Source organism: Sphingopyxis sp. (assembly GCF_016463645.1).
GTDB lineage: Bacteria > Pseudomonadota > Alphaproteobacteria > Sphingomonadales > Sphingomonadaceae > Sphingopyxis.
Map to the genome: position 1 here is coordinate 1 of NZ_JAEMQX010000013.1, position 26876 is coordinate 26876.

At 65.3% G+C, this 26876-nt stretch carries 15 protein-coding genes; 6 read left to right on the forward strand and 9 right to left on the reverse strand.

Annotation, left to right across the window (positions count from 1 at the left end):
• The 4 genes from JHC57_RS05205 to JHC57_RS05220 form a co-directional block, all read left to right on the forward strand.
• The coding region (locus JHC57_RS05205; protein ID WP_294028944.1) for a histidine triad nucleotide-binding protein at positions 1-362 on the forward strand (362 nt) is incomplete at its 5' end.
• A 136-nt stretch (positions 363-498) separates the two neighbouring features.
• A complete protein-coding gene (locus JHC57_RS05210) occupies positions 499-6342 on the forward strand; it encodes an MG2 domain-containing protein (protein ID WP_294028945.1) in 5844 nt (1947 codons plus the stop codon).
• Positions 6343-6513: 171 nt separating this feature from the next.
• Complete coding sequence (pbpC, locus tag JHC57_RS05215) at positions 6514-8643, forward strand: penicillin-binding protein 1C (RefSeq protein WP_294028946.1); 2130 nt, start codon at positions 6514-6516, stop codon at positions 8641-8643.
• 125 nt (positions 8644-8768) lie between these two features.
• Complete coding sequence (locus JHC57_RS05220; protein ID WP_294028947.1) at positions 8769-10307, forward strand: amino acid permease; 1539 nt, start codon at positions 8769-8771, stop codon at positions 10305-10307.
• A gap of 235 nt (positions 10308-10542) precedes the next feature.
• Here JHC57_RS05220 and JHC57_RS05225 read toward each other — a convergent pair whose 3' ends face one another.
• From JHC57_RS05225 to JHC57_RS05240, 4 genes are all read right to left on the reverse strand, one after another.
• Positions 10543-11787, reverse strand: a complete 1245-nt coding sequence (locus tag JHC57_RS05225; protein WP_294028948.1) for a multidrug effflux MFS transporter — start codon at positions 11785-11787, stop codon at positions 10543-10545.
• A gap of 141 nt (positions 11788-11928) precedes the next feature.
• The gene (locus JHC57_RS05230; RefSeq protein ID WP_294028949.1) at positions 11929-12231 is read right to left on the reverse strand and encodes a hypothetical protein; all 303 of its coding nucleotides are present in this window, start codon (positions 12229-12231) and stop codon (positions 11929-11931) included.
• A 26-nt stretch (positions 12232-12257) separates the two neighbouring features.
• Positions 12258-15137 carry a pitrilysin family protein gene (locus JHC57_RS05235; RefSeq protein WP_294028950.1) on the reverse strand — a complete coding sequence of 960 codons (2880 nt, stop codon included), beginning with the start codon at positions 15135-15137 and terminating at the stop codon, positions 12258-12260.
• A gap of 96 nt (positions 15138-15233) precedes the next feature.
• Positions 15234-17387: an acylase gene (locus JHC57_RS05240; RefSeq protein ID WP_294028951.1), complete on the reverse strand. Its 2154-nt coding sequence runs from the start codon at positions 17385-17387 to the stop codon at positions 15234-15236.
• A 132-nt stretch (positions 17388-17519) separates the two neighbouring features.
• On the opposite strand from JHC57_RS05240, the gene clpB reads away from it, so the two are divergent.
• Positions 17520-20099 (forward strand): ATP-dependent chaperone ClpB, encoded by a 2580-nt coding sequence (gene clpB / locus JHC57_RS05245; protein WP_294028952.1) that lies wholly within the window; start codon positions 17520-17522, stop codon positions 20097-20099.
• A gap of 50 nt (positions 20100-20149) precedes the next feature.
• Here clpB and JHC57_RS05250 read toward each other — a convergent pair whose 3' ends face one another.
• The 4 genes from JHC57_RS05250 to JHC57_RS05265 form a co-directional block, all read right to left on the reverse strand.
• Entirely contained in the window at positions 20150-20467 is a 318-nt protein-coding gene (locus JHC57_RS05250) for a hypothetical protein (RefSeq protein ID WP_294028953.1), read from the reverse strand.
• A 17-nt stretch (positions 20468-20484) separates the two neighbouring features.
• Positions 20485-20844, reverse strand: a complete 360-nt coding sequence (locus JHC57_RS05255; protein WP_294028954.1) for a hypothetical protein — start codon at positions 20842-20844, stop codon at positions 20485-20487.
• Between the two features lie 34 nt (positions 20845-20878).
• Positions 20879-21250 (reverse strand): hypothetical protein, encoded by a 372-nt coding sequence (locus JHC57_RS05260; RefSeq protein WP_294028955.1) that lies wholly within the window; start codon positions 21248-21250, stop codon positions 20879-20881.
• Between the two features lie 65 nt (positions 21251-21315).
• Positions 21316-22500 (reverse strand): aspartyl/asparaginyl beta-hydroxylase domain-containing protein, encoded by a 1185-nt coding sequence (locus tag JHC57_RS05265; protein WP_294028956.1) that lies wholly within the window; start codon positions 22498-22500, stop codon positions 21316-21318.
• Positions 22501-22561: 61 nt separating this feature from the next.
• On the opposite strand from JHC57_RS05265, the gene JHC57_RS05270 reads away from it, so the two are divergent.
• Positions 22562-23569 carry a hypothetical protein gene (locus tag JHC57_RS05270; protein WP_294028957.1) on the forward strand — a complete coding sequence of 336 codons (1008 nt, stop codon included), beginning with the start codon at positions 22562-22564 and terminating at the stop codon, positions 23567-23569.
• A 108-nt stretch (positions 23570-23677) separates the two neighbouring features.
• Here JHC57_RS05270 and JHC57_RS05275 read toward each other — a convergent pair whose 3' ends face one another.
• Entirely contained in the window at positions 23678-26761 is a 3084-nt protein-coding gene (locus tag JHC57_RS05275; protein ID WP_294028958.1) for a TonB-dependent receptor, read from the reverse strand.
• Positions 26762-26876 lie beyond the last annotated feature (115 nt).

Genomic DNA, 26876 nt, shown 5'->3' on the forward strand with positions numbered 1-26876 from the left:
CCCTCCCCTATGACGACAGCAACATCTTCGCGCGCATCCTGCGCGGCGAACTGCCGTCGAAGACCGTCTATGAGGACGAGTTCGCGCTCGCCTTCCACGACATCAACCCGCAGGCGCCCTTGCACATTCTCGTGATCCCCAAGGGCGCCTATGTGAGCTGGGACGATTTTTCGGAGCGCGGCAGCGACGCCGAGATCGCGGGCTTCGTCCGCGCCGTCGGCCATGTCGCGCGCGAACAGGGCCTCGTCGCCCCCGGCTACCGCCTGCTCGCCAACGTCGGCCTCGACAGCCATCAGGAAATCCCGCACCTCCACGTCCATATCTTCGCGGGGCAAAAGCTCGGGCCGATGCTCGCGCGCTGATCCTTCGCCGCTGTCCATGACGGCGGTCACAGCAATTTCGCCGACTGCGATTAACCGTGTGCCATATGCGGCGACGGGTGGACTCTGTCCCCTGTTTCCAGCAGGATAGCGTTCGGACCGAAACGGGGAGTTGACGATGGGCAAGGGATGGCGCGCGCGCGCTACGGCATTGGCCGGCAAGGCAAAACTGGCGCTGATCCTGCCCCTCACCCTCGCGATGGCCGCGACCGCCACCGCCGACACGGTGCCGCAGGTCACGCTCGCGACCCCGGGCAGCTCGGGCACCGGCGACGGCACAATCACGCGCTTCACCTTGCGCTTCTCCGAGGACATGGTCCCGCTCGGCGATCCCCGCGCGCCGGCTCCCGCGACCAACGACTGCAAACTTCCTTCGACCGGCCGATGGGTCGACACGCGCACCTGGGTGCTCGAATTCGACAAGCCGCTCCCCGGCGGGCTCGCCTGCCATGTCGAGCTTCGCGACGGACTCAGGACCGCGCGCGGCGTGTCGGTCGCGGGCAACAGCCGCTTCGCGCTCGACACCGGCGGCCCCTCGGCGCGCGCGGTGCTCGCGGGCGGGATGGACGGCGATATCGAGGAGGACCAGATCTTCCTCGTCGCGACCAATGTCGCCGCCGATCGCGCCTCGGTCGGCCGCTTCGCCTATTGCGCGGTCGACGGCATCGGCGAGAAAATCCCGGTCGACGTCCTGCCGCGTGCGACCGCAACCGAGATCCTGACCGGCCTCGGCGACAATAATTGGTCGCGCCAGTCCTTCACCTACGACGCCGGCCTGCCGCAGCGCTTCCCCGCCGCGGGCGCCGACCGCGAGGCCGCGCTCGATCGCATCGTTCCCGTCAAATGCCGCCGCCCGCTGCCCCCCGGCCGCGAGATGGCGCTCGTCTGGGACGCGCGCATCAGCCAAGCGGGCGTCCCCGGCCGCACCGCCGGGCGCGATCAGCGCTTCGACCATGATGTGCGCCCCGCCTTCACCGCGAAAATGTCGTGCAGCCGCGTCAATCCGCAGGCGGGCTGCAACCCGATCAAGGATGTGACGCTGAGCTTCGCCTCGCCCGTCGCGCGCGAAACGATCCTCGCCGCGACGCTCAACACCGCCGACGGCAAAAAATTGACGCCGAAGATCGACGACGACGACCGGAACGACGCGTGGCTGACCACCGTCCGCTTCGCCGGCCCGCTGCCGCAGAATGTCGACGCGACGCTCGTGCTGCCCGCCGACGTCACCGACCAGAGCGGCCGCAAGCTGCAGAACCAGTCGAACTTCCCGCTGAAATTCCACATCGACCGCGCGCCGCCGCTCGTCAAATTCGCCGCCGAATTCGGCATCCTCGAAGCCGGCGAAGGCGGCGTGCTGCCCGTCACCGTGCGCGGCGTCGAAAACAGCCTCGTCCAGTCGAACCTCAAGATGCCCGCGACCGCGCTCAGGGTCGGCGACGACGACGCCGCGATCGCGCGCTGGCTGAAGCGCGTCGCCGACGCCGACGACACCGACTATCGCGAGGAAAAGAACGCCGCCGGCAAGGACGTCACGGTCAATTACACCGGCACGAGGTCGGTGTTCGACGGCGCGCCTTCGGGCGGCGAACGCCGCGACATGCAACTCGCGCCCCCCGCGGGCGGCAAGGAATTCGAGGTCGTCGGCATTCCCCTGTCGGAAAAGGGCTTCCACGTCGTCGAGATCGCGAGTCCCGAGCTCGGCGCCGCGCTGCTCGGCCGCAAATCGACGCGCTATGTCGCGACCGCCGCGCTCGTCACCAATATGGCGGTGCATTTCAAATGGGGGCGCGAAGGCTCGCTCGCGTGGGTGACCTCGCTGAATAGCGGTCTGCCCGTCTCCGGCGCCGAGATCCGCGTCACCGACGCCTGCACCGGGCGCCTGCTCGCGCGCGGTACCGCCGACAAGGCCGGCCGCCTCGCCTTCGCGGGCGGATTGCCGCAGCCCGAAACATACTCAAGCTGCCGCGACGATGCCGATCCGGCGAGCAGCGAAGGCCATGCCCTGATGGTCAGCGCGCGTTCGGAGGGCGATTTCAGCTTCACTCTCACCGACTGGGGCAACGGCATCCGCCCCTATGACTTCGACCTCCCCTATGGCTGGTCCGAACGGAGCGACATCCTCCACACAATCTTCGACCGCGCGCTCGTGAAGGCAGGCGAAACGGTGCATATGAAGCATCTGCTCCGCCGTCCGGTCGGCTTGGGCTTCCGCGTCCCCGAGGCGCTGGCGGGCAAGCTCCGCCTCGTCCACCGCGGCTCGGACACCGAATTCGAAATGCCCTTCAATATTGCCGCGACCGGCAGCGGCGAGACGGTATGGAATGTCCCCGCCTCGGCGCCGATGGGCGATTATGAACTCGTCTTCGTCACCAAGGACAAGGATGGCGAGGACAAGACGATCTGGTCGGGCCAGTCGGTCAAGGTCGACGAATATCGCCTGCCGACGATGAAGGCGACGATCACCGGGCCGAAGAGCGCACTCGTGCGCCCCGCCGCGGTGCCGCTCAACCTGTTCGTCGGTTATCTCTCGGGCGGCCCCGCGCCGAACATCCCGGTCGAACTGCGCACCAATTTCCGCTCGAGCTGGTCGCCGCCCGAGGATTACAGGGATTGGGATTTCGACGGTCAGCCGGTGAAGGAAGGCGTCGTCCAGCTCGACGACAGCGGCGACACCCCGTCGGCCGAACTACCGCTCGCGCGCTCGGTTCCCCTGAAGCTCGACGCCAACGGCGCCGCGACGACCAATGTCACCGTCGACCAGCCGATCACCGAACCGACGCTGATGGCGGCCGAAATGGATTATGAGGACGCCAATGGCGAGACGCTGACGTCGAGCCGCCGCATCACCCTCTATCCCTCGGCCGTCCGCCTCGGGCTCAAGACCGACGGCTGGCTGATGCGCGACAATGATCTCCGCCTCAATTTCATCGCGCTCGACCTCGACGGCAAGCCGATCGCCGGCCAGCGCGTTGCGGTCGCGCTCTACAATCGCGAGATCATCACCGCGCGCCGCCGCTTGATCGGCGGCTTCTACGCCTATGACAACCAGATGCGCACGACGAAGCTCGACGCGACCTGCTCGGCGACCACCGACAGGCTCGGCCGTGCGAGCTGCGCGATGGCGCCCGGCATCTCGGGCGAGGTCACCGTCGTCGCGACGACGCAGGACGCCGATGGCAATGAAGCGCGCGCGGTGCGCTCGGTCTGGCTCGCGGGCGACGATGACTGGTGGTTCGGCGGCGACAATGGCGACCGCATGGACGTGATCGCCGAAAAGCCCCGCTATGCCGCGGGCGATACCGCCAGTTTCCAGGTCCGCATGCCCTTCCGCGAAGCGACCGCGCTCGTCACCGTCGAACGCGAGGGCGTGCTGTCGAGCTTCGTCGTGCCGCTCAAGGGCACGAACCCCGTCGTGAAGGTCAAGCTGCCTGCCACCTACGCCCCCGACGTCTATGTCTCGGTGATGGCGGTGCGCGGGCGCGTCACCGGCGAGGAAAGCTGGTTCCGCAAGATGAAACGCGCGGTCGGCTTCAGGATCGAGAATAGCGAGGGCGCGCCGCCGACCGCCTTGGTCGACCTCGCCAAGCCGAGCTACCGCATGGGCATCGCGCGGATCAAGGTCGGCTGGGAAGGCCATCAGCTCGGCGTCAAGGTAAAGGCCGACAAGGAGAAATATTCGGTCCGCGAAACCGCGAAGGCAAGCATCGAGGTCAAGACCCCCGACGGCAAGGCGCCGAAGAATGCCGACGTCGCCTTCGCCGCGGTCGACGAAGCCCTGCTCCAGCTCGCGCCCAACGAAAGCTGGGACGTGCTGAACGCGATGATGGGCGAACGCACGCTCGACGTGCTCACCTCGACCGCGCAGATGCAGGTGGTCGGCAAGCGTCATTATGGCCGCAAGGCGCTCGAACCCGGCGGCGGTGGCGGCGGCGATCTCTCGGGCCTGACGCGCGAGGATTTCCGTCCCGTCCTCTTGTGGAAAGGCAATGTCCCGCTCGACGCCAGGGGCCGCGCCACGGTCGACGTGCCGCTCAGCGACAATCTCTCGGGCTTTCGCCTTGTCGCGATCGCCACCGACGGCTCGCAATATTTCGGTACCGGCGAAACCACCGTCCGTACCGTGCAGGACCTCGGCGTCTTCGCGGGCATGCCCGAACTCGTCCGCACCGGCGACACCTACGATGCGCGCTTCACGCTGCGCAACGGCACCGACCAGCCGATGGAGGTCACCGCGACCCCGACGCTGTCGCCCGCCGTCGCGACCGCGCCGCCGCTCACCGTCACCATCCCCGCGGGCGGCGCGGTGCCGATAAGCTGGTCGATGACCGCGCCCGAACAGGTCGGCCCGATCCAATGGACCGTCGATGCGGCGCAAAAGGGCGGCAAGGCCCGCGACCGCCTTGTCTTCGAACAGGTCGTCGAACCCGCGGTGCCGGTCGAAACCTGGGCGGCCAGCCTGTTCCGCGTCGGCCCCGCGACGACGCTGCCGATCGCGATCCCCACGGGCGCGCTTCCCGGCGGCTATGTCGATATCGCACTCGCAGGCACGCTCGCGCCGCCACTCACCGGCGTCCGCGACTATATGAGCGCCTATCCCTATACCTGCTTCGAACAGCAGACATCGCGCGCCGTGGCGCTCGGCGATGTCGGACGGTGGCAGGCGCTCGCGGGCGCGATGCCGACCTATCTCGATGACGACGGTCTGCTCCGCTACTGGCCGAACGAGCGCATGACGGGCTCGATCGAACTTACCGCCTATGTGATGAACGTGACCGCCGCGAACGGCTTCGCGATCCCCGAGGCGTCGAAAGCGAAGATGGTCAAGGCGTTGCAGGCGGTCGTCGAAGGGCGCCTCACCCGCAAGGGCTACGGCCCGTGGGATATCCGCCCCGTCCGCATCGCGGCGCTCGCCGCGCTCGCCCGCAACAACGCCTCGAGCGCCAGCCTTGTCGCAGCGATCGACGTGTCGCCGATCGACATGGCGACCGGCACGCTCGCCGACTGGCTCGTCGCGCTCGAAAAGACGCCGGGTGTGCGGAACGCCCCCGCGCTGCGCACCGCGGCCGAAGTGGAACTCCGCAAACGTCTCGTCTATGAAGGCACGCGCCTCGACCTCGTCGACGACGCACGCGCGCCCTGGTGGATGATGACCAGCGGCGACGAAATGGCGATCAAGGCCTTGGAAGCCGTGCTCGGCCGCAAGGGCTGGGAAGACGACGCGGGCAAGCTGATGGTCGGCGTCGCGCAGCGCCAGCGCAAGGGCCATTGGGACACCACCCCCGCCAACGCGTGGGGCGCGGTCACCGTCCGCCGCTTCGCCGACCTCTATCCGGCGAGCGCGATCACCGGGGTCACCAATATCAGCCTTGCGGGTGCCACCGCTTCGCAGAGCTGGCCGCTTCCCGCCGAGCCGATCTCGCCGCTCCGCGTCGCGCTCAATGCCGCGACGATGAGCCTGAACCATCAGGGCACCGGCACGCCGTGGGCCACCGTCAGCGTCAAGGCCGCGGTGCCGCTCAAGGAACCGCTCAACGCGGGCTACCGGATCAAGCGCTCGGTCAGCATCGTCAAGGCAGCGAACAAGGACCGTCTGACGCGCGGCGACGTGATCAAGGTGCGGATCGAGGTCGTCGCGGCCGCCGGCCGGACGTGGGTCGTCATCAACGATCCGATCGCGCCGGGCGCGACGATCGTCGGCAACCTTGGCGGCCAGTCCGAAATGCTGGCCGAACAGGCAGGCGGATCGGGCGCGCAGCCGAGCTATGTCGAACGCGGCAAGGATAGCTGGCGCGGCTATTTCGGCTGGATGCCCGCGGGCACCCATGCGGTCGAATATGTCGTGCGCCTCAACGGCTCGGGACGCTTCACCCTTCCCCCGACGCGCGTCGAGGCGATGTATTCGCCCGCGATCCGCGGCCAGTGGCCGAACGCGCCGATGACGATCGCGAACGTCGGGTCGTGATCGGACGGCGCACCAACAATATCCTCCCTGTCGCGCAGCGACGGGGAGGTGGCAGCGCGAAGCGCTGACGGAGGGGCCAATGGCGCACTGTTGCAGCCCCTCCACCATCCTTCGGATGGTCCCCCTCCCCATGCCTGTGGCACGGGGAGGATCTTTCAGGCCGTTCGATCGATGACACCCCGCAAACGGCGCTGGTTCGATATCCTCGCATGGGCCGCGCTCGCGGCGCTTGTCCTCGTCACCGCCGCGCATCTCGCGACGCGACCGCCCGCGATGCCCGCCTTCGACGACGTGCACGCCGACTGGCGCCCAAGCGAGGCGTGGCTCTACGACCGCGAGGGGCAATTGCTCGACAGCGAACGCGTCAATTTCGAGCGCCGCCGCCTCGCATGGGTACCGCTGAAAGACATCAGCCCGGCCGTCCGCGCCGCCGTCGTGCAAAGCGAGGACCGCCGCTTCTGGTCGCACGGCGGGGTCGACTGGCTTGCGATCGCCAGCGCCGCGCGAGCACGCTGGACAGGCGACCGATCGCGCGGCGCCTCGACGCTGCCGATGCAACTCGCGGCCTTCCTCGACCCTGGCCTCGCGCAGCCCGGCAAACGCGACTGGCGCACCAAGCTCCGCCAGATGCGCGCCGGACAGGCGCTCGCGGCAGACTGGTCGCACGAACAGATGCTCGAGGCCTATTTCAACCTCGTCCCGCTGCGCGGTGAAGCGCAGGGGATCGGCGCGGGCGCGCAAAGCCTGTTCGGCAAGAAGCCCGCCGAGCTGAACCGCACCGATGCCGCGCTCTTCGCGGGCCTCCTGCCCAACCCCGCCACGGGTGCCGAAGCACTCGGCCGCCGTGCGTGCCGCATCGCAAAGGAGAAGGATTGTTCGGCGATCCGCGCCGCCGCCGCGACGCTCGTTTCGGGCGAGCATGCCGCGCGCTTCGACCCCGCGCTCGCGCCGCATCTCGCCGTGCGGCTGCTCGACAAGCCCGGCAAGCGCGTCACCACCACCATCGACCGCCGCATCCAGACCGCCGCGATCGTCGCGCTGCGCCGCCAGCTCGCGGGCCTCGGCGCCGACCGCGTCCGCGACGGCGCCGTCGTCGTGCTCGACAATGCCACCGGCGACGTGCTCGCCTATGTCGGCGGCGTCGGGCTCAAATCGACCGCCTCGCAGGTCGACGGCGCCAACGCGCCGCGCCAGGCGGGATCGACCCTGAAACCGCACCTCTATGCGCAGGTCATCGAACATGGCTGGCTCACCGCCGCCTCGATCCTCGACGACAGCCCGGTCCAGCTCGACACCGCCTCGGGGCTCTACGTCCCCAAAAATTACGACCACAGCTTCAAGGGGCCGGTCAGCGTCCGCCACGCGCTCGCCGCGTCGCTCAACGTCCCCGCCGTGCGCGCGCTGGTGATCGACGACGTCCAGCAGTTCCGCGACCGCCTCTGGGCCCTGGGCTATCACGGCCTTGTCGAGGACGGCGAATATTACGGATTTTCCCTCGCCCTCGGCTCGGCCGAGGTTTCGCTGGTCGAACAGGCCAACGCATTCAGAACATTGGCGAATATGGGAAAATGGTCACCCGTCCATTTCACCGATATGCGCGATGATCGTGAAGTTCCCCGCCAGATCGTCAACCCCGCCGCAGCCTTCATAGTCGGCGACATCCTCGCCGACGCTTCGGCCCGCACCGACGCCTTCGGCGCCGACAGCGCGCTCCGCCTTCCCTTCTGGGCCGCCGCCAAGACGGGCACGTCGAAGGGCATGCGCGACAATTGGTGCATCGGCTTCACCGACCGCTTCACCGTCGCCGTCTGGGTCGGCAATCTCGAAGGCGATTCGATGCGCGCCGTCTCGGGCACCTCGGGCGCCGCCCCCGTCTGGCGCGACGTGATGCTCGCGCTCCACGCCGGCAATCCCGGTAAGCGGCCGACGATGCCCGAGGACGTTGAAACGCGCCAGATCAGCCTCCCCGGCACCCGCGAACCGCCGCGCCGCGAATATTTCCTCCGCGGAACCGCCCAAACCGAAATGGCCGCCGCGCCGCAAGCCGCGCGCCGCCCGCGCATCACCAGCCCGGTCAGCGGCAGTGTCTATGCGCTCGATCCCGACATCCCCTTGGAGCGCCAGCGGCTCGCGATCACCGTCAGCGGTTCGGTCGCCGGATACCGGCTGATCCTCGACAAAAAACCGCTCGGCGACGCCGATGCCGGGCAGCAAATTCTGCCGCGCCCGGGCGTCCATATGTTGACGCTAGTTGATCCAGGCGGCCGAATGATTGACCGAGTGCGCTTTACGGTACGGTAAAGCGGCACTGGTCCCCATCGAATGCCGCGTTGGCCCCATGAAATTAAGTTGCGCTGACGCGTGGAGCGTCTAGTCTGCCCCGCCATGAGACGGGCGGCAGTTCAGCCGCTCCCAAGGGGATGACTATGCTATTTGACCGCGTAAAGCCGTTGGATGCCATTTTGGCGACAGCGGAAAAAAAGTCGCTTACGCGCACGCTCGGCGCCTTCCAGCTGACGATGCTGGGGATTGGCGCTGTGATCGGGACGGGTATTTTCGTTTTGACCGCCGAAGCCGCGCAAAAGGCGGGCCCCGGCATGATGGTCAGCTTCATCATCGCCGGCTTCGTCTGCGCCTTCGCCGCGCTCTGCTACGCCGAAATGGCATCGATGGTTCCCGTCTCGGGCTCGGCCTACACCTATAGCTATGCGGTGATGGGCGAATTGATCGCATGGATGGTCGGCTGGGCGCTGATCCTCGAATATGCGGTCGCGGCAGGCGCCGTCTCGGTCGGCTGGTCGGGCTATGTGGTCGGGCTTATCGAACATGCCTTCAGCATAGACATCCCCTCGGCGTGGGTACTCGGACCGTTCGACGGCGGTGTGATCAACCTGCCGGCGATGTTCATCGCGGGCGTCGTCACCATGCTACTCGTGATCGGTACGCGCGAATCGGCGACGATCAACGCGATCCTCGTCGTTATCAAGGTCACCGCGCTTACGCTCTTCATCATTCTCGCTGTTCCGGTGATGAACATGGAGAATTTCGAGCCCTTCGCGCCGCTGGGCATCGGCGGCATCGGTGCCGCCGCCGCGTCGATCTTCTTCGCCTATGTCGGCTTCGACGCGGTCTCGACCGCGGCCGAGGAAACCAAGAATCCGCAGCGCAACATGCCGATCGGCCTGATTGGCAGCCTTGCCATCTGCACCATCTTCTACCTGCTCGTCGCCGCCGGCGTCATCGGCACCGTCGGCGCGCAGCCGGTCGGGATCGACGCCGCTGCGGGCCACGCGCTCGAACCCGGCAGCCGTGAACTTGCCGCCGCATGCGGCGCGATCGGCGATCAGGCCGTGGTCTGCTCGAAGGAAGCGCTGGCATGGACGCTGCGTGAAATCGGCTGGCCGCAGATCGGCAACCTCATCGGCCTCGCCGCCGGCCTCGCGCTGCCGTCGGTTATCCTGATGATGATGTTCGGTCAGACCCGCATCTTCTTCGTGATGAGCCGCGATGGCCTGCTCCCGCAGGCCTTTTCAAAGATCCACCCGAAATTCAACACGCCGCACGTGATCACGATCATCACCGGCATCGCGGTCGCGCTGTTCGCCGCCTTCTTCCCCGTGGGGCAGCTGGCGAACATCTCGAACTCGGGCACGCTCTTCGCCTTTGCCGCAGTGTCGATCGCGGTGATGGTGATCCGCCGCACCGATCCCGGCCGCCACCGTCCGTTCAAGACGCCGCTGATCTACATCACGGCGCCGATCGCGATCCTCGGCTGCCTCTATCTCTTCTTCAACCTCGACCAGAAGAGCATCAACCTCTTCCTGATCTGGGCCGCGATCGGGCTGGTCGTCTACTTCGTCTACAGCCGCTCGCGCAGCCATGTCGGTCTCGGCCATGTCGAAGTGCACGAGGACGACACCGACGCACCGCCGCCGCCGGTCCCGCCTGCGCCGTCGTTCAACTGACGGTCCGAACACCAACAGGAAAGGGGGCTTCGGCCCCCTTTCTTTTGCCCGCTATCGAATGGATTCGGGGACGCTGGCAACCGGTTGCTGACGCCCGCGCCATCGTCCCCCCGGACTTGATCCCGGGGCCCATGACTTCGGCGCCGCGGTGTATTCCGGATAAAGTCCGTGATGACGAATGTCCGCAAGCCATTCCGAAACGGCCGGCCAGCGGCAACGAAACTTGATGCGGCCTTCAGTAGGGTGACTTCGGTGCGGTTCCCGGCCGGGTGAACAGCTTGCCGCGCTCCGCCCAGAAGACCAGGGTCAGCCCGACCACCGCGCTGATCAGGAAGGCATAGGCCAGCGGCAGCGTCGTGCCATCATATTGCTGCCCGATCGTCGCGCCCACCGTCGCCGCGAGCAGCGTCTTGGCAAAGCTCTGATAGGAGGAGGCAACGCCGGCCATATGACCGAAATCCTCCATCGCGATCGACCCGAAATTGCTGCCGATAAAGCCGACGAGACCAACGTTGACCATCATAAGCGCGGTGAACATCCACAAGGTCTCGGCCCCGCTCAGCGCCGCGACGATCTGCAGGATCGACGTTGCCATGAAGGCGAAGACCGCCGACTGCGACACGCGCCGCGCCCCGAACCGCTCGACGATCGCGGCGTTCGAGAAATTGGCGATCGCGATGCCGACCGCAACGCAGGCGAAGATCAGCGGGAACATCGCCTGCGCCCCGAACACTTCCGCGATGATCTGCTCGCTGCTGTTGAGATAGCCGTAAAGCGCGCCTTGCATCATCCCCGACGCGATCATGTACCCCGCGGCGCGGCGGTGCCGCGTCACGGTCGCCCAGCCCGCGACCATCGTCCTGAGGTCGAGCGGCCGCACATCGGCGGGGGCAAGCGTCTCGGGAAGGCGGCGGAGCCAGAACAGCATCACGATCGACATCACCGCGAGCACGATGAAGATCGCGCGCCAGCCCGCCACTGCGGCGATCCCCGCACCGATCGTCGGCGCGATGATCGGTACGATCATGAAGACGAGGAAGATCAGCGACAACCTTTTCGCCATCGCATCGCCCGCGAAGAGGTCACGGATCACCGCGACGACGATGACGCCGAGCGCGGCACTGACCAGTCCGTGGATGAAGCGCAATACCAGCAGCATGGCAAAGCTCGTCGCGAGCCCACACCCGATCGCGAGCGCCAGATAGGCGAACAGCGCCGGGACGAGCACTCCCTTGCGCCCGAACCGGTCCGACAGCGGCCCATAGAGCAGCGAACCAAAGCCGATACCGAGCAGGTAGATCGAGATGACATGCTGGCGATCGTTGGCGACGGTAACGCCCAGCGCCTCGCCGATCGCGGGCAGAGCAGGCAGCATCGAATCGATGGCGAGCGCGTTGAGCGCCATGACCATCGCCATCATGACCACCATTTCACGGTCGCCCGGCAGGCTCCGTTGGGGGGATTGGGCCGGCTTGTGCATGGCAGCAGCCTATGCGCCCCCGCCGCCGTTTTGGATACCCCCAATAGCCGACCAAGCCCAAAGGCATTGCTATGCAAGGCAAAAGGCCGCCCCCGGCCGAATCAGGCGGGGACGGCCCTTCGCATTTTCGTAGGCGGCGGTTTAACCCTGACGGGTGCCCGTCATAGCCATCGAACCGAACGCGCCGGCCTTGATCGTTCCAGTCAGCGCATCGCCGTCGATCGTCGCTTCGCATTCGAGCGTCATCGGCATCGGCACCTTCATGTTCATGGTCCAGGTCAGCTTGTTGCCGTCGACCTTGCCATTTTCGACATCGAGCGAACCCATCGCGCCGGCATTCTGACCGGAGAAGCTGCCACCGTCGCTCTTGACAGTGAAAACCGACTTCTGGTCGCCCATCGGCGACTTGGTGACGCAATCATAGCTGCCATCGACTTGGGACATAGGAACTCTCCTTACTGAAACTGTTGTTAGTTATCGAGAGACACCGTTTCTACCGGCAAACCCAATACGTCAAGCTGCGGTTTTACGGTCGCGGCGTCGCCGACCACCACATAGACGAGGTCGTCGGTGCCAAGCGCACTGCGCGCCGCTGCGTCGATCTCGGCCGGTGTCATCGCCTCATAGGTCGCGGGCAGTTTTTCGTAATAATCATCGGCGCGGCCGAATTTCACGATATTGCGAATGCCGCCGAGCACGTCGCCGGAGGTTTCGAAGCTGCCCGGCAATTCGCGCACGCTACCGTTGGTACTCCATTCGCGCTCTTCCGCCGTTACACCCTTCGGACCGAGGAAGGCCTTGAGGTCGCTCTGCAGCTCTTTGATCGAATCGCCCGTGCGATCGGCTTGCACCGGCGCCGATGCGACCCAGGCGATGCGGTCCATGTCGCTCGATATGCGTGTGCGGACGCCGTAGGACCAGCCCTTCGTCTCGCGCAGGTTCATGTTGAAGCGCGACAGGAAATTGCCGCCGAAGATGTCGTTCGCGGTGCGCAGCGCTTCGAGGTTATCGCCACCCTTCGCGCCCAGCACCTTGCCCGCGAGGATCACCGACTGCGGCGATTTCGGCCGGTCGAACAGCAGGATGCGCGGTTTCGGCGTCGGGATCGCAACCTCGAAATGCTTCGCCGGCTTCGGCGTCGCCGGCGCCTTCCATTGACCCAGCGTCGCGTCGAGCTGCTTCTTCACTTCAGCGAGCGTGGTGTCCCCGACGACGAAGATGCGCGCATTGTCGGGGCGAATCCATGTCGCATGAAACGCCGCGAGTTGGTCGCGCGTCGCCGCAGCCACCGCCTTCGCGTTGCCGAGACCCGACGGCGGAATGCCGTAGGGATGGTCGGCGCCGTAAAGCACCGGCATCAGAACCCGCGACGCGATCGCGTTGGGATTGTTGAGTTCGGCTTTCAGGCGATTGAGCTGCTGCGCGCGGACGCGTTCCAACTCCTTGCCGTCGAAGGCGGGGTTGCGGATATAGTCGGCAAGCAGGCCGAGCGACGCGCCGAGATTGGGTTTGAGCGCGAACAGGCTGAATACCGTCTCGTCGGCATTGGCGGTCGCATCGATCTGTGCGCCGAGCCGCTCCTTCGCTTCGGCAAAGGCGATCGAATCGAGATTCTGTGTCCCTTCGTCCATCAGGCTTAGCATCAGCGACTGGGTTCCCAGTGCGCTGTGCGGGTCGGCGGCATAGCCCGCGTCGAAGCTCACCGCGACATTGACCGTCGGCACCGTCGTGCGGCGTGCGAAGACGAGTTCGACGCCATTTTTGAGCGTGGTGCGTTCGATCACCGGGAAGTCGAGTGCCTTCAAGTCGGCAACCGCGGGGAATTTCGAGCGATCGGCAAAAGACGAGGCGCCGCCCACGTCGGGGCCCACATTTCCAAGCGCGGGATTCCAGTAATGGTCTGGCTGAACCGGCGCCGCGATCTTGCCGGCCGTCACCGCGCCACCGCGATTCTCGCCGCCCTCGGTGCGTTCGCCCGGCGTATAGGTCAGCGAAAAGGCCGGGCGCGACAGCCATTTCTGTGCGATCGCCTTCACCTGCTCGGGCGTCGCCTTCGCCATGCGATCGAGCTCGACCTTGTAATAGGCGGGGTCGTTCGAATACAGCGCGCCCTCGGCAAGCGTCACCGCCTTGCCGCCGAAGCCGCCCACGGATTCGAGCCCCGCGATCGTTCCGCCGAGATAGCTTGCGGCTGCACGCTGCAGTTCGTCGGCGGTCGGGCCGCTCGCAAGGAACGCCGCGATTTCCTCGTCAAGCCGCTTCGCAACGTGCGCCGGATCGACGCCATCCTTGACGTCGGCCTGGACGAGCAGGATACCCGAATCCTCGAACGGCGACGCGCCTGCCGATACGCTGACGGCGACGGGGTCCCGGCGCACCAGCGCATTGTCGAGCCGCGACGACGACAGGCCGCCGAGCACCGTCATCGCCATCTGCAGCGGCACCGCCTCGGCATCGTTGAGGCCAGGGATCGTCCACATGCGATAGATGCGCGTCGTCGGGATCAGGTCCTTGACCTCCTTGGCGAGCGGCGCGGGCAGCGTGGGGACAGCCGACGCCGGTGCCTTGATTTCGGGACCTCGCTTGATGTCGCCGAACCAGCTCTGCACCTTGGTCTTCGCCGTGGCGACGTCAATGTCGCCCGCGAGCACGAGTACGGCATTGTTCGGGCCGTAATTGTCGGTGAACCACTTCTTTACGTCGGCAAGGCTCGCCGAATTGAGGTCGTCCATCGAGCCGATCGTGCTGTGGTGATAGGGGTGTCCCGTCGGAAAGAGATTCTCGAAAATCTCGTAACGGAGCAGGCCATAGGGATTATTGTCGCCCTGCCGCTTTTCATTCTGGACGACGCCGCGCTGATTATCGAGCTTTTCCTGGGTCACCGCACCGAGCAGATGCCCCATGCGGTCGCTTTCGAGGAACAGCGCCAGGTCGAGCGCGCCGGTTGGCACCGTTTCGAAATAGTTGGTGCGGTCGAGGAAGGTCGTTCCGTTGCTGTCGGTCGCGCCGACCTGCTGCAGCGGTTCGAAGAAATCACCGGGCGCGTTTTCCGACCCGTTGAACATCAGATGTTCGAAAAGATGCGCAAAACCCGTCTTGCCCTTTGGCTCATGCTTCGACCCGACGCGGTACCACACCGATACCGCAACGACGGGCGCCTTGCGATCTTCGTGCACGATCACGCGCAGGCCGTTGTCGAGCGTGAAACTCTGGTAGGGAATGTCGACCGCCTTCACCAGTTCGGCAACGGGCGCGGCTTTCGCGGCTTTGGTCTTGGCGAGTACCGGGCCCGCCGAAACGAGCGAAGTGGTAGCCGCCAATGCAAGGGCGAAGCGATGGAAACGGGGCATGGGGATCCTCTTGTTCGGAGGCGGACCTGATCGGCCCGCTTGCGACCGGTGCCGGACGGCACTGTATCAACGGTTTAGGACAGTGCTTCCGGGCTTTCAAGGCCGATAGAAACGTGCCCCGCTCGCCTTCAGCGCCGCCGGATCGAACAGCACCGGTTTCAGCTTGTGCGCCACGAAAAGCGGTGCCTGATCATTGTAATGCGGACTGTCGGGCCGGGTCGTCGCCGCCCCGAAAGGCTGGATCGATTCGGACCGCACACGGCCGTCCTTGTCCCAGGTCACGAACATGATGAAGCTGTCGCCATGACGCACCTTCAACCGCCCGTCAGGTTCGGCGTCCCACAATGTCGAAGCGCGCACGGTATCGTTGCCGCCATCGAGCGGCAGGTCGACCCGGTTCGACCCTTCGCCGTGGCGCAGCCGCAACACGGTGCCGAGCCTGGGATCGAGCCCGTCAAAATGCTCCTGCAGATGCGCGACCGTTTCTTTGAGCACGGTGCGGGGATCGGGCTCGGCGCGGCGCTGGTAATGGCTGCCGTTCGCCGGGCGCAGAACCATCAGCGCCAACGCGTCGCCCTTCCCCCGGCCGTCGAGGTTCCAGTCCCATTCGCGCAGCAATTTCTGCGCCCGCGCCAGCGCCGGATCCCCCTTCGTGTCGAGCGCGAGCAGCCGATTCATCCACGCCTTCGCATAGCCGGTCTTCGCATAGGCGGTGTCATATTTGATCGCCTTGAGCCGCGCCTCATCGATCTGCCCCGATGCCTCGAACAGTTCGATCAGCCGCGCCGCGCGGTTGGTCATGTCGTCCTCGATCCCGAGCAGGGGCGAGAAGGCGGCGGCGTCGAGTTCGTCACCCGGACCCGCCGCGATCCACGGCGTGTTGTTCGCGTTCATGATATAGCCGGAGCGCGGGTTGACGAGCGCCGGCACGCGATCGAACGGCAGCGTCTTCGTCCAAAGATCCGCCGACGTGTCGCCGGGGAGCACGCCGCGCCAGTTGAAACCCGCCGGTCGGTCGGGGAACATCGCATTGTAGAAGAGGCCGATATTACCCTTGGCATCGGCATAGACGAAATTGGTCGCGGGCACGCCCTGCCCCGCCATCGCCGCGCGCCATTCGGCAAAATTCCTTGCCTTGTTCAGCCGGTAATATTGGGTAACCATATTCGCCTGATCGATCCCGGCATAGCGGATCGCGAACGCGCCGTTCGCATTCTTCACCACCGGCCCGTGGACCGAGCGATAAACAGTGCGCGGAACGGGCAGCACGAACGGCCCGACCTTGACCTTGAGCCAGATGCGTTGTTCCTCGAGCGGCCGCCACTCGCCGTCGAAGCGGTAATTCTTTCCGCGGTCGTCGAGCGTCAGCTTGTAGACATCGATGAGATCGGGACGGTTCACCGTATTGGTCCAGCCGAGATATTTGTTGTGCCCAAGGAAGGGATAAGGCGAGCCCGGGAAGTTCGCGCCCGCAAAGTCCCACCCCTCCCCGCTGTGCACGATCAGCTCGTACCATGCGACGCCGCCGGTCCACGGCTGGTGCGAGTTCGACACGAGCCGTGTCGCGCCATCGGTGGACCGCGCGGGCGCTACCGCCATCGCGTTCGATCCATTGTCCGCGGGGTCCGTCCCTACCGGGGTCAGCTCGCGCGGAACGAGCTTGCCCGCCGCGTCGAGCGCGGGCCCGCCCTCGCGGGCAGGCGCCTTGTCCTCGACGAGCGACCCGAGCACCGAATCGAGCCCGAAAAAAAAGGGCGAGCGCAACACGAAACCCGCGACGACATCCTCACCGGTCACCGGAAACAGCGCCGACAGGCGCACCTCATCCGGATGCTTGTCGGCATAATGGTTGAGACCCGCCGCATAGGCGGTGAAGAGCCTTTTCACATCGTCGGGCAACCGTGGCCAGTCACGCTTCGTCGTCGCGCGAACGCCGAGCAGCGCTTCGGCGTAGTCGATCTTCGCGCCATCCTCGCCCAGCATGGCGCCGGCGCGTCCGCGCGTCATCGCGAGCACTTCCTGCAGCGTCGCGAAATCATCCTCGGCATGGGCATAGGCAACGCCATAGGCGACGTCGGCATCGGTCCTTCCAAAGATGTGCGGTACGCCGAACCTGTCGCGTGCGATGCGAACGTCGGCCGGCTTGAAAGCAGGCGCGGCCGGTGCCTCGGCGGTCAGCGGCTCCCACACCGCCAGCCCGGTGGCAATCAATGCCAGGACAACTACCAAACCGATCAGAAATTTGCGCATCGTCGCTGGTCCTCCGCGGCCGCTCGGCCTGGTTGCGATGCGTCATGGCGCAAATATCCGGATGGGGAAAGACTTGCCCTTGTGTTGCACAATAGCAACACTATCTTGCGCGGCGAGAAAGGGGCTTTCTGAATGAACCTCGAAAAATTTACCGACCGCGCCAAGGGCTTCCTGCAGGCGGCGCAGACGATCGCGATCCGCATGAACCATCAGCGGATTTCGCCCGAGCATATCGCGAAGGCGCTGCTCGAAGACAATCAGGGTATGGCTGCGGGGCTGATCGCCAACAGCGGCGGCGACACTGCGCGCGCCGTGCAGGGCATCGACGCGCTGCTCGCCAAGGTGCCCGCCGTGTCGGGATCGGGAGCGCAAGCGACCCCGGGCCTCGACAATGACGCCGTGCGCCTGCTCGATCAGGCCGAACAGGTCGCCGCGAAAGCGGGGAGCGAATTCGTCGCCGTCCAGAACATCCTGCTCGCAATGGTGCTGGCGCCGAGCACGCCGGTGGGCAAGGCCTTCGCCGACGCGGGCGTAAAGCCCGAGGCGCTGAACGCCGCGATCGCCAAGCTGACCGGCGGCCGCACCGCCGATACCGCTTCGGCCGAGGATCGCTACGACGCGCTTCAGAAGTTCGCCCGCGATCTCACCGAAGTCGCGCGCGAGGGCAAGCTAGACCCGGTCATCGGCCGCGACGAGGAAATTCGCCGCACCGTGCAGATCCTCGCGCGCCGGACCAAGAACAACCCGGTGCTGATCGGCGAGCCCGGCGTCGGCAAGACCGCGATCGCCGAAGGCCTCGCGCTGCGCATCGTCAACGGCGATGTACCCGACAGTTTGAAGGACCGCCGCCTGCTCGCGCTCGACATGGGCGCGCTGATCGCGGGCGCCAAATATCGCGGCGAGTTCGAGGAACGCCTCAAGGGCGTGCTCGACGACGTGAAGGCGGCCGAGGGCGAGATCATCCTGTTCATCGACGAGATGCACACGCTCGTCGGCGCGGGCAAGGGCGAGGGTGCGATGGACGCCTCGAACCTCCTGAAACCCGCACTGGCACGCGGCGAACTCCACTGCATCGGCGCGACGACGCTCGACGAATATCGCAAGCATGTCGAAAAGGACCCAGCGCTCCAGCGGCGCTTCCAGCCGGTGTTCGTCGGCGAACCGACGGTCGAGGATTCGATCTCGATCCTGCGCGGTATCAAGGAGAAATACGAACTGCACCACGGCGTGCGCATCACCGACGGCGCGATCGTCGCCGCCGCGGCGCTGTCGAACCGCTATATTTCCGACCGCTTCCTGCCCGACAAGGCGATCGACCTGATGGACGAGGCGGCGAGCCGCATCCGCATGGAGGTCGAATCGAAGCCCGAGGAGATCGAGAGCCTCGACCGCCGCATCATCCAGATGAAGATCGAGGAGGCCGCGCTCGGCAAGGAAAGCGACGCCGCGTCGAAGGACCGGCTCGCGACGCTCCAGTCCGAACTCGCCAATCTCGAACAGCAGTCGGCCGAACTCACTCAGAAATGGCAGGCTGAAAAGGACAAGATCCACGCCGAGGCGAAGATCAAGGAAGAGCTCGACGCCGCGCGTTCGGCGCTCGATCAGGCGCAGCGCGCCGGCGATCTCGCGAAGGCGGGCGAGCTCAGCTACGGCACCATCCCCGGCCTCGAGAAAAGGCTTGAGGAGGCACAGGCCGCCGCAGGCAACGCGATGCTGCGCGAGGAGGTCACCGCCGACGATATCGCCGCGGTCGTGAGCAAATGGACCGGCATTCCCGTCGACCGCATGATGGAAGGCGAGCGCGAGAAGCTGCTCGGCATGGAAGCGACGCTGGGCCAGCGCGTCATCGGGCAGGATGAAGCCGTCCGCGCAGTCTCGACCGCTGTCCGCCGGGCGCGCGCCGGGCTACAGGACCCGAACCGCCCGCTCGGCTCGTTCCTTTTCCTCGGCCCGACCGGCGTCGGCAAGACCGAGCTCACCAAGGCACTCGCGCGCTTCCTGTTCGACGACGACAATGCGATGGTCCGCATCGACATGTCCGAGTTCATGGAGAAGCACAGCGTCGCGCGGCTCGTCGGCGCGCCTCCGGGCTATGTCGGCTATGAGGAGGGCGGCACCCTCACCGAAGCGGTCCGCCGCCGCCCCTATCAGGTCGTGCTGTTCGACGAGGTCGAGAAAGCGCATGCGGACGTGTTCAACATCCTCTTGCAGGTGCTCGACGACGGGCGCCTGACCGACGGACAGGGGCGCACGGTCGACTTTACCAACACGCTGATCATCCTGACGTCGAACCTCGGCAGCCAGGCGATCGCCGCGCTTCCCGACGATGCGCCGGTCGAACAGGCCGAACCCGCAGTGATGGAAGTCGTGCGCGCGCATTTCCGGCCCGAGTTCCTGAACCGGCTCGACGAAATCGTACTCTTCAACCGCCTGGCGCAGCAGCATATGGGCGGCATCGTCGATATCCAGGTCGCGCGGGTGCAGAAGCTTCTCGCCGACCGCAAGGTGACGCTCGACCTGACGGACGCCGCGCGCGCATGGCTCGGACGGGTCGGCTATGATCCCGTCTACGGCGCCCGGCCATTGAAGCGCGCGGTGCAGAAATATCTGCAGGATCCGCTCGCCGATCTGATCCTGAAGGGCGAGGTCAAGGACGGATCGACCATCAGGGTCGACGAAGGCGACGGGGCGCTGAAACTGACTTCGGCATGAACAAAAAAGGGCGGCGGAAATGCCGCCCTTTTTCTGTCCCGCTCAGCCCCCTAGCAGATTCGGGTCGGTGGACAGCCGCTCCCCTTGCTGGAAAAATGGTCCACCGTGTCGCGCGAATCCTGATTGCCCTGCACCCAAAGTTTTTTCCACTCGTCGTTGCTATGGCAGACGCGCGCCTTTTTCACGAGTGAGCCGATCTCATCGATCTTGCGGCACTTGATATAGTTCGGATCGGTCGACGCCAATCCTTCGTTATACGCCTTGATCTCGGCATTGGTCATCGTCGAGGCCGGACGGTCAAGCGGCGCGCGCTCGATCGTGACAGGAGCGGGCGCCGCAACGGCGGCGAGAACGAACAGCGCCATCATATGCATGACCGTCTCCCCTAACGCGGCCGTCCGATCATGGGCTCCGACTGGTCTCGCGGCTCCTGCCCGTTGTTGAAGCTGCGCGAAACAGTTTCCAGCGTATCGCGTGCGCCCTGATTGCCCTTGTCGGTAATGCGTCGCCACTCGGCATTGGTATTGCAGACGCGCAGCTTCCTGACCAAAGAGCCAATCTGATCGATGCGACGGCAGCGGATATAGTCGGGAGAGTCCGCGGCGCGCCCCATATTATAGGCGTCGATTTCCTCACCCGTCATTTCCGACGGCACGCGTGCGAGCGCTGTTTCGGGCTCGCCCGCACCGGCGGTCGAAGCCGTCGACAGGCCGACGAGAATTACAAGAATCGCGGTCTTGGGCATCAGATGTTCGCCTAAAGGGGCGCCTGCGTAGCGATCAGTTGGAGCTGCTGCCGGCCTTGCTCTGCATCGCCTCAGCGGTCTCGCGCGCGCTGGTGCTGCCCTTCTCGAGCGCAACCTTCCACTGCTCGTTCGTGTGGCAGACACGGTTCTTCTTCACCAGCGAGCCGATCTCGAGCGATTTGCGGCACTTGATATAATAGGGATGGGTCTGTGGCAGCCCTTCATTATAGGCTTTGATCTCGGTCGGCGTCATCGCCGATGGCGCTTTTTCCGGGGGTGCGCGATCGGCGGGCGCGGCTTCGGCAGCAAAAGTCGCGGGTGCTGCGATCAGAGCTGCCGCGACAAAAGCGGAAAAGCTGGTCTTCATGGCAATCCTCCTAACCGCGGGCCCGCCCGCAGCCTCCATCAACCATCATATTGGTCGCGCGGGTTTTCGCAAAGCTGAATTTCGGCACAGGATGGGCGGCTCCTTCAACGCGGCACCGCATAGCCCGACCCGTCAGCTGACGCGAAATAGCGCCGCAGCAGCTCGCATTCGCCGCTAGTCAGATGCGGGTTCCACACGTCAAAGATCAGCACCGCGCGCAATTCATCGCTGTCGTTCCATGCCTCATGCTCGATCGTGTCGTCAAAGGCGAAAGCCTTGCCTTCCTCCCACGCCCGCGTTTCGCCCCCGACGCGAAAGCCGCAGCGGGGCGGGACAATCAGGGGCAGGTGAACGATCGCCCGCGTGTTGGTGACCCCGGTGTGCGGCGGAATGCGCGTTCGCGGCTTCAGCATCGAGAAAAACGCGCTCGGCGCGCGGCCGGGAATGCGCGCTCCCGGGATGGCGGCGAGCGCTGCCGCCGTGACCGGGCAACGATCGAGCACCGGCTGGTTGGGCTCGCCATACTCCCACAGGAAGCACGCGCCCCAGTCGAGCCGGTTGTCGAGATCCGACCAGATCGACGCCGGCGAGCCCGCTTCCATCCGGACATAGGGCCGCAGCGCCTCGCCCGGATCGTCGAGCAGCGACTGCAATTCGCTCCGGATCGCATCGGTCTGCGCCTCGATCGCGCCCAGCCACGCGAAATGAGCACGATCGAAAAATTCGTCGGCGGGAAGGAACGGGTAGTAGACCCCTGCACATTCATTCCGATAGATGCGCCGCCGCCCGAGCGCGCTGGCGATAAAGGCCTCGCCGCGCCGCGCTTCGGTTTCCGACAGTTCGCCGCGCATCGCGCCGAATGCATCCGATGCAGCGGCATACATTGTCCCGGTCGCGCCCGTGACAAATTCCTGTCCATGCGCCAGCAATGCTTCGAGCGACGGAGGGACCGGGCTCAGCTGCGCGCCGAGCGCAATGGCAGCGCTCCACGCCGCGAGTGCGGCACCTTTGTCGCCTTGCGCCTCATGCCGCTCGCCCTTGCGAATCCACGCCATCAGGTCGCGGCGATCGATCGCCAGCGCCGCATCGAGCGCCGCCAGTTCGCCCTCCTCATCGCCAAGCGCGCGCCAAGCGGACGCGAGGTTGCGCTGAAGCGCTCCCGAGTGCGGATCGCCCGAAATCGCGGTCAGGAAATGTTGTACCGCGGCAGCGGGGTCGCCCGCTTGCAAGGCTGAAACTCCGAGCCGATTGGCCTCTACGGCCGCGGCGGGTGCGGGTGTGCTGGTCATGGCCATGCTTGCCATCGACGGGGGCAATCGGCAAGGTCGTTTGATGACCGCCGCGCCTTCTGTGACCGCTATAATCGACGATGCCCGATGGCTGGCGCATCGCTATGATCCCGGCCACGATGCGTTTCATTTCCGGCGCGTCACGCGTGCTGTGCGGAGCGATGTACCCTTTCTGACCGATCTGCATCTGGGCGAAGAGAAGTCGCCCTTCGTGCTGGGGCGGGCCGATTGCCGGGAAGCGCTCTCCGCCGCGCCGGCGCCGCTGCATTTCCTGTTTCATTCTGCCTATTGTGCATCGACCATGCTGGTGCAGGCACTCGACCGGCCGGGTTCATCGACCAGTCTTTCCGAGCCAGTACTCCTCAACGACATGGTCGGCTGGCGGCGGCGGGGGGCGAACTCGCGCGATCATGCCCGCGTGATGGACGATGCGCTGGCGATGCTCGGCCGCGGCTTCGGGCCGGGTGAGGCAGTTATCGTCAAACCGTCAAACATCTTCAATCCGCTTGCACGCGGCGCCCTGACACTGCGGCCCCAAGCGCGCGCGATCCTGCTCTACGCGCCGCTGCGCCAGTTCCTGCTATCTGTCGCACGCAAGGGTATGTGGTGCCGGCTGTGGTGCCGCGAACTGCTCGAAGGTTATCTCGCCGACGGTTTCGTCCAGCTCGGGTTCGAAGCGCGCGATTATTTCCGCCAATCGGACCTGCAGGTCGCGGCGATCGGCTGGCTCGCACAGCAACAGGTTTTCGCCGCGCTGCTCGCATGGGCGCCAGGACGGATCGCTTCACTCGACAGCGAGATGTTGACGCTTGATCCCGTTGCCGCAGTGACGGCCGCGATGGATCATCTGAGGCTAACCGGCGACCGCGCAACGATTGCCGGCCATCCGGCGCTCGGCCGCAACAGCAAGTCGGGTGCACCCTTTACCATGGGCGAGCGACAGCGCGACCTCGCCATCGCGGAAGCCGCCTATGGCGAGGAAATTGCGCAAGTCGTCGGCTGGGCCGAAGCCGTTGCGGGTCAGGCTGGCATTCCGCTCACCCTGTCCGGGCCGCTTCTGACGCGCTGACGCCAACCTCACCCTGAAGATCGAGTTACGCTACATTTTCTTCCGCGCATGAAAAAAGGGGCGGACATTGCTGTCCGCCCCCCGATTCTTGCCGAAGCGTGAAGTCGACTAGAACTTCAGCTTCGCCGACACCGCGTAACGGCGGCCCAGCGCGTCATACGACGACGGGAAGGTGTTGCCGCTGTTGTAGGTCGTCGAACCGATCGAGTTGCCAACGATCGGCGGCTTCTTGTCGAGCAGGTTCTGTACCGTCAGCGTCACGGTCAGATTGTCGCTGACGCTGAAGCGGCCGGTCAAGTCGAAATAATGTGCCGCCTTGATCTTGCGGAACTCCGGATTGACCATGCAACCTTCGGGGTCGGCGCCATCGAAGTCGGGGCAACCCTGATCCGCGATCGGCAGCGGCACGCCGTCTCCGTCGACGTTGGCTGCGATGGCGGCCGCACGGTCCGCTTCCAGCTGCGCCGGCTCGAACGACACCGAGTCCTGCCAGCGCCACAGCAGCGACAGGTCGACCTTGTCGAAGCCGAGCGTGAAGCGCTGCGAGAACTGGAACTCGGGCTGGATCGAGCCCGTGAACGAGCAGTTCACGCTGTAGTAGCCGACGCATTCGCGGTTGAGCGACGACGCCAGGTTCACGTCCGACTTGAACTTCGACGAATGGGTCCAGTTACCCACGAACGACCAGTCGAGGCTGGCAAAACCGAGATCGGTGTTCCAGTTCATCAGCAAGTCGATGCCGTCGGTGAACAGGCGACCATTGTTGTTCGTCTGGCCGAAGAGGCCCGGCGTGGTTGCCGGATCACCGTCGAGGCCGCCGGTAGCCGGGTTACGACGAATGATCGTACAATTCGGATCGGTCGCGCTGGCGGCGGTCAGATTGTCGAAGCAAGCCGAGATGATGTCACCCGGCAACGGTGCGCCGATCACATTGTCGATCTTGATGTTGTAATAGTCGACCGACAGGTTGAAGCGCGGCAGGAAGTCCGGCTGGAACACTGCACCGATGGTCCAGGTGTTCGCCTTTTCCGGCTGCAGCGCCAGGCTGCCACCCGCGTTGATGTTGGCCTGAGCGGCCGTCGGGTTGGTGATCGAACCGATCTGACCCGGCGTGGCGCCTTGCGCAATACAGACGGCTTCCAGGTTGGCGTTGACTTCCGGAGCGCTGCCCGCGCAGGGGTCGATGCCGAGGTTGGTCAGGCCGACCGACAGCGGCGTGAACAGTTCGCCGATGTTCGGAGCGCGAACCGCGCGGCTGTAGTTACCGCGGATCTTGACGCCCGCACCCGGTTCCCAGCTACCGCCGGCCTTCCAGGTCCAGGTGTCGTAACCACCGGCGCCCTTGATGCTGTAATCCGAATAACGGATACCGGCTTCGAGGGTCAGGCTTTCGAAGAACGGCTTGTCTTCGATCAGCGGCGCGACGATTTCCGCATAGGCTTCATAAACGTCATAGCCACCGTCGATGTCGGGAGCGGCGCCGCCGGCACCACCGAGCTCGCCCGGGGTCTTGGCGAGAAGATCCGACGATTGCTGCGCGGTGTAGCCACGATATTCACCACCGAGAGCGAAGCCGATCGGCTGCACTGCGCCGGGCGAGGCGAAGCCCAGGTCGCCCGAGATGATCGCGCGAACCTGCGACAGCGTCGTGCGGTTGGTCGACGTGCTCGATTCCGAAAGATAATCGGCCATTTCCGGCGTGATCGAGCCTTCGGGACCGAAGAGGTTGACGGGAACGCAATCCGCATTGCCGCTCTGGCAGGTCACGCCATCGTCGGACAGCGATGCTTCGCGGAAACGCGACTGCAGCGTGTAGCCGTTGATGCTCTGGATGTTCTCGGATTCGCCATAGGCGCCTTCGATGTTCCAGTCGATCGTGTCGGTGATGCCGCCACGCGCGCCGACGCGATAGTCGAAGAAGGTCGTCTGATATTCGCTGATACGCGGACCGACTTCGGGGGTACGGCGCGACAGTGCGGTCGTGACCGTCTGATAGCCCTCGTCGTCCGGACCGGTAGCCGCAGCGGCTGCAGCGCATTCCGCAGGCGTGAAGCGCGGCGTGTAAAGGCCCGAATCCGGATCAGCCGTGTTGAAGGCGCAGAACTGGTTGCGCAGCGATTCCGGCAGGAACGGGTTGTTGAGGTTGATCGTCACCGCGCCCCCGAAAGAACCCGACGGTGCGATGATCGTCGACACCTTGTTCTTCGAGAACATGCCGCGCGTGTAGACTTCAACCGAGTCCGACACTTCGTAGTTCGCCTGCGCGTAAATGTTAAAGCGCTCGAACGGCGTCTGGAAAATATTGTCGGGGTTGAAGTTGAACGATGCGAAAGGCGCAACGGCCTGGCCGGCGGCATTGATCTGACGGACCGGGCCGTTCGCGACGTCGGGGTCGGTGTTTATCGAACCATCGGGGTTCAGCGGACGGGTGCCCGAGAAACGCGACGGAACCGCCGTGCCCGAGCCGCCATTGCCGCCGGTATAGCTGTCGACCTGGAAGAACGAGAAGTCGCGATCACCCTGATAGATGGGGTCGGCCGACTGGTAGCCGATGCTCAGAACCGCGTTACCGCGACCGTCGTCGAAGTTCGCGCCGACGGTGGCATCGACGCGGAAGACGTTACCGTCGCCCTGTTCGGTGATCTGGTTCGAAGCGGTGACTTCCAGACCCGCGAAATCGCGCTTGGTCACGAAGTTCACCACGCCGGTGATGGCGTCGGCGCCATAGGTGGTCACGGCGGCGCCGGTCAGCGCGTCGACGCGCTCGATCAGGGCCAGCGGGATGTTGTTGAGGTCGACGCGGCCGTTGACGTCCGACGGAGCGACACGGTTGCCGTTCAGGAGGACGATGTTGCGGGTCGAGCCAAGGCCACGAAGATCGACGTACGAACCGCCGCTGTTGCCGTTGTTGACGGCCGAACCCATGCTGGGAACGACGCCGGGCATTTCGCGCAGGACTTCTTCGGCGACGTTCGACTGCTTGAGCTCGATCGTGTCCGAGGTCGTGACGTTGACCGGGGTCGACTGTTCGAGGTTCGGGTTGCGGATCAGCGAGCCGGTGACGACGATTTCCGACTGAGCGGCGCCTTCCTCTGCTGCGTCCTGCGCATAGGCAGGAGCCGAAACCAGGGCGACGCTCATCACGAGCGGCGCAGCGCCTAGCTTCAGCTTGGAATATTGGGTTTTCTTCACAGTGCAGTCCCTTGCTACTGGTGGATTGAATTACCCGGACCCCCAGACGCGACGACGCAAAGCCGACGCGCACAGATGCCCCGATAGCGTGCGGGATGAAACTTCGATCCTGTCG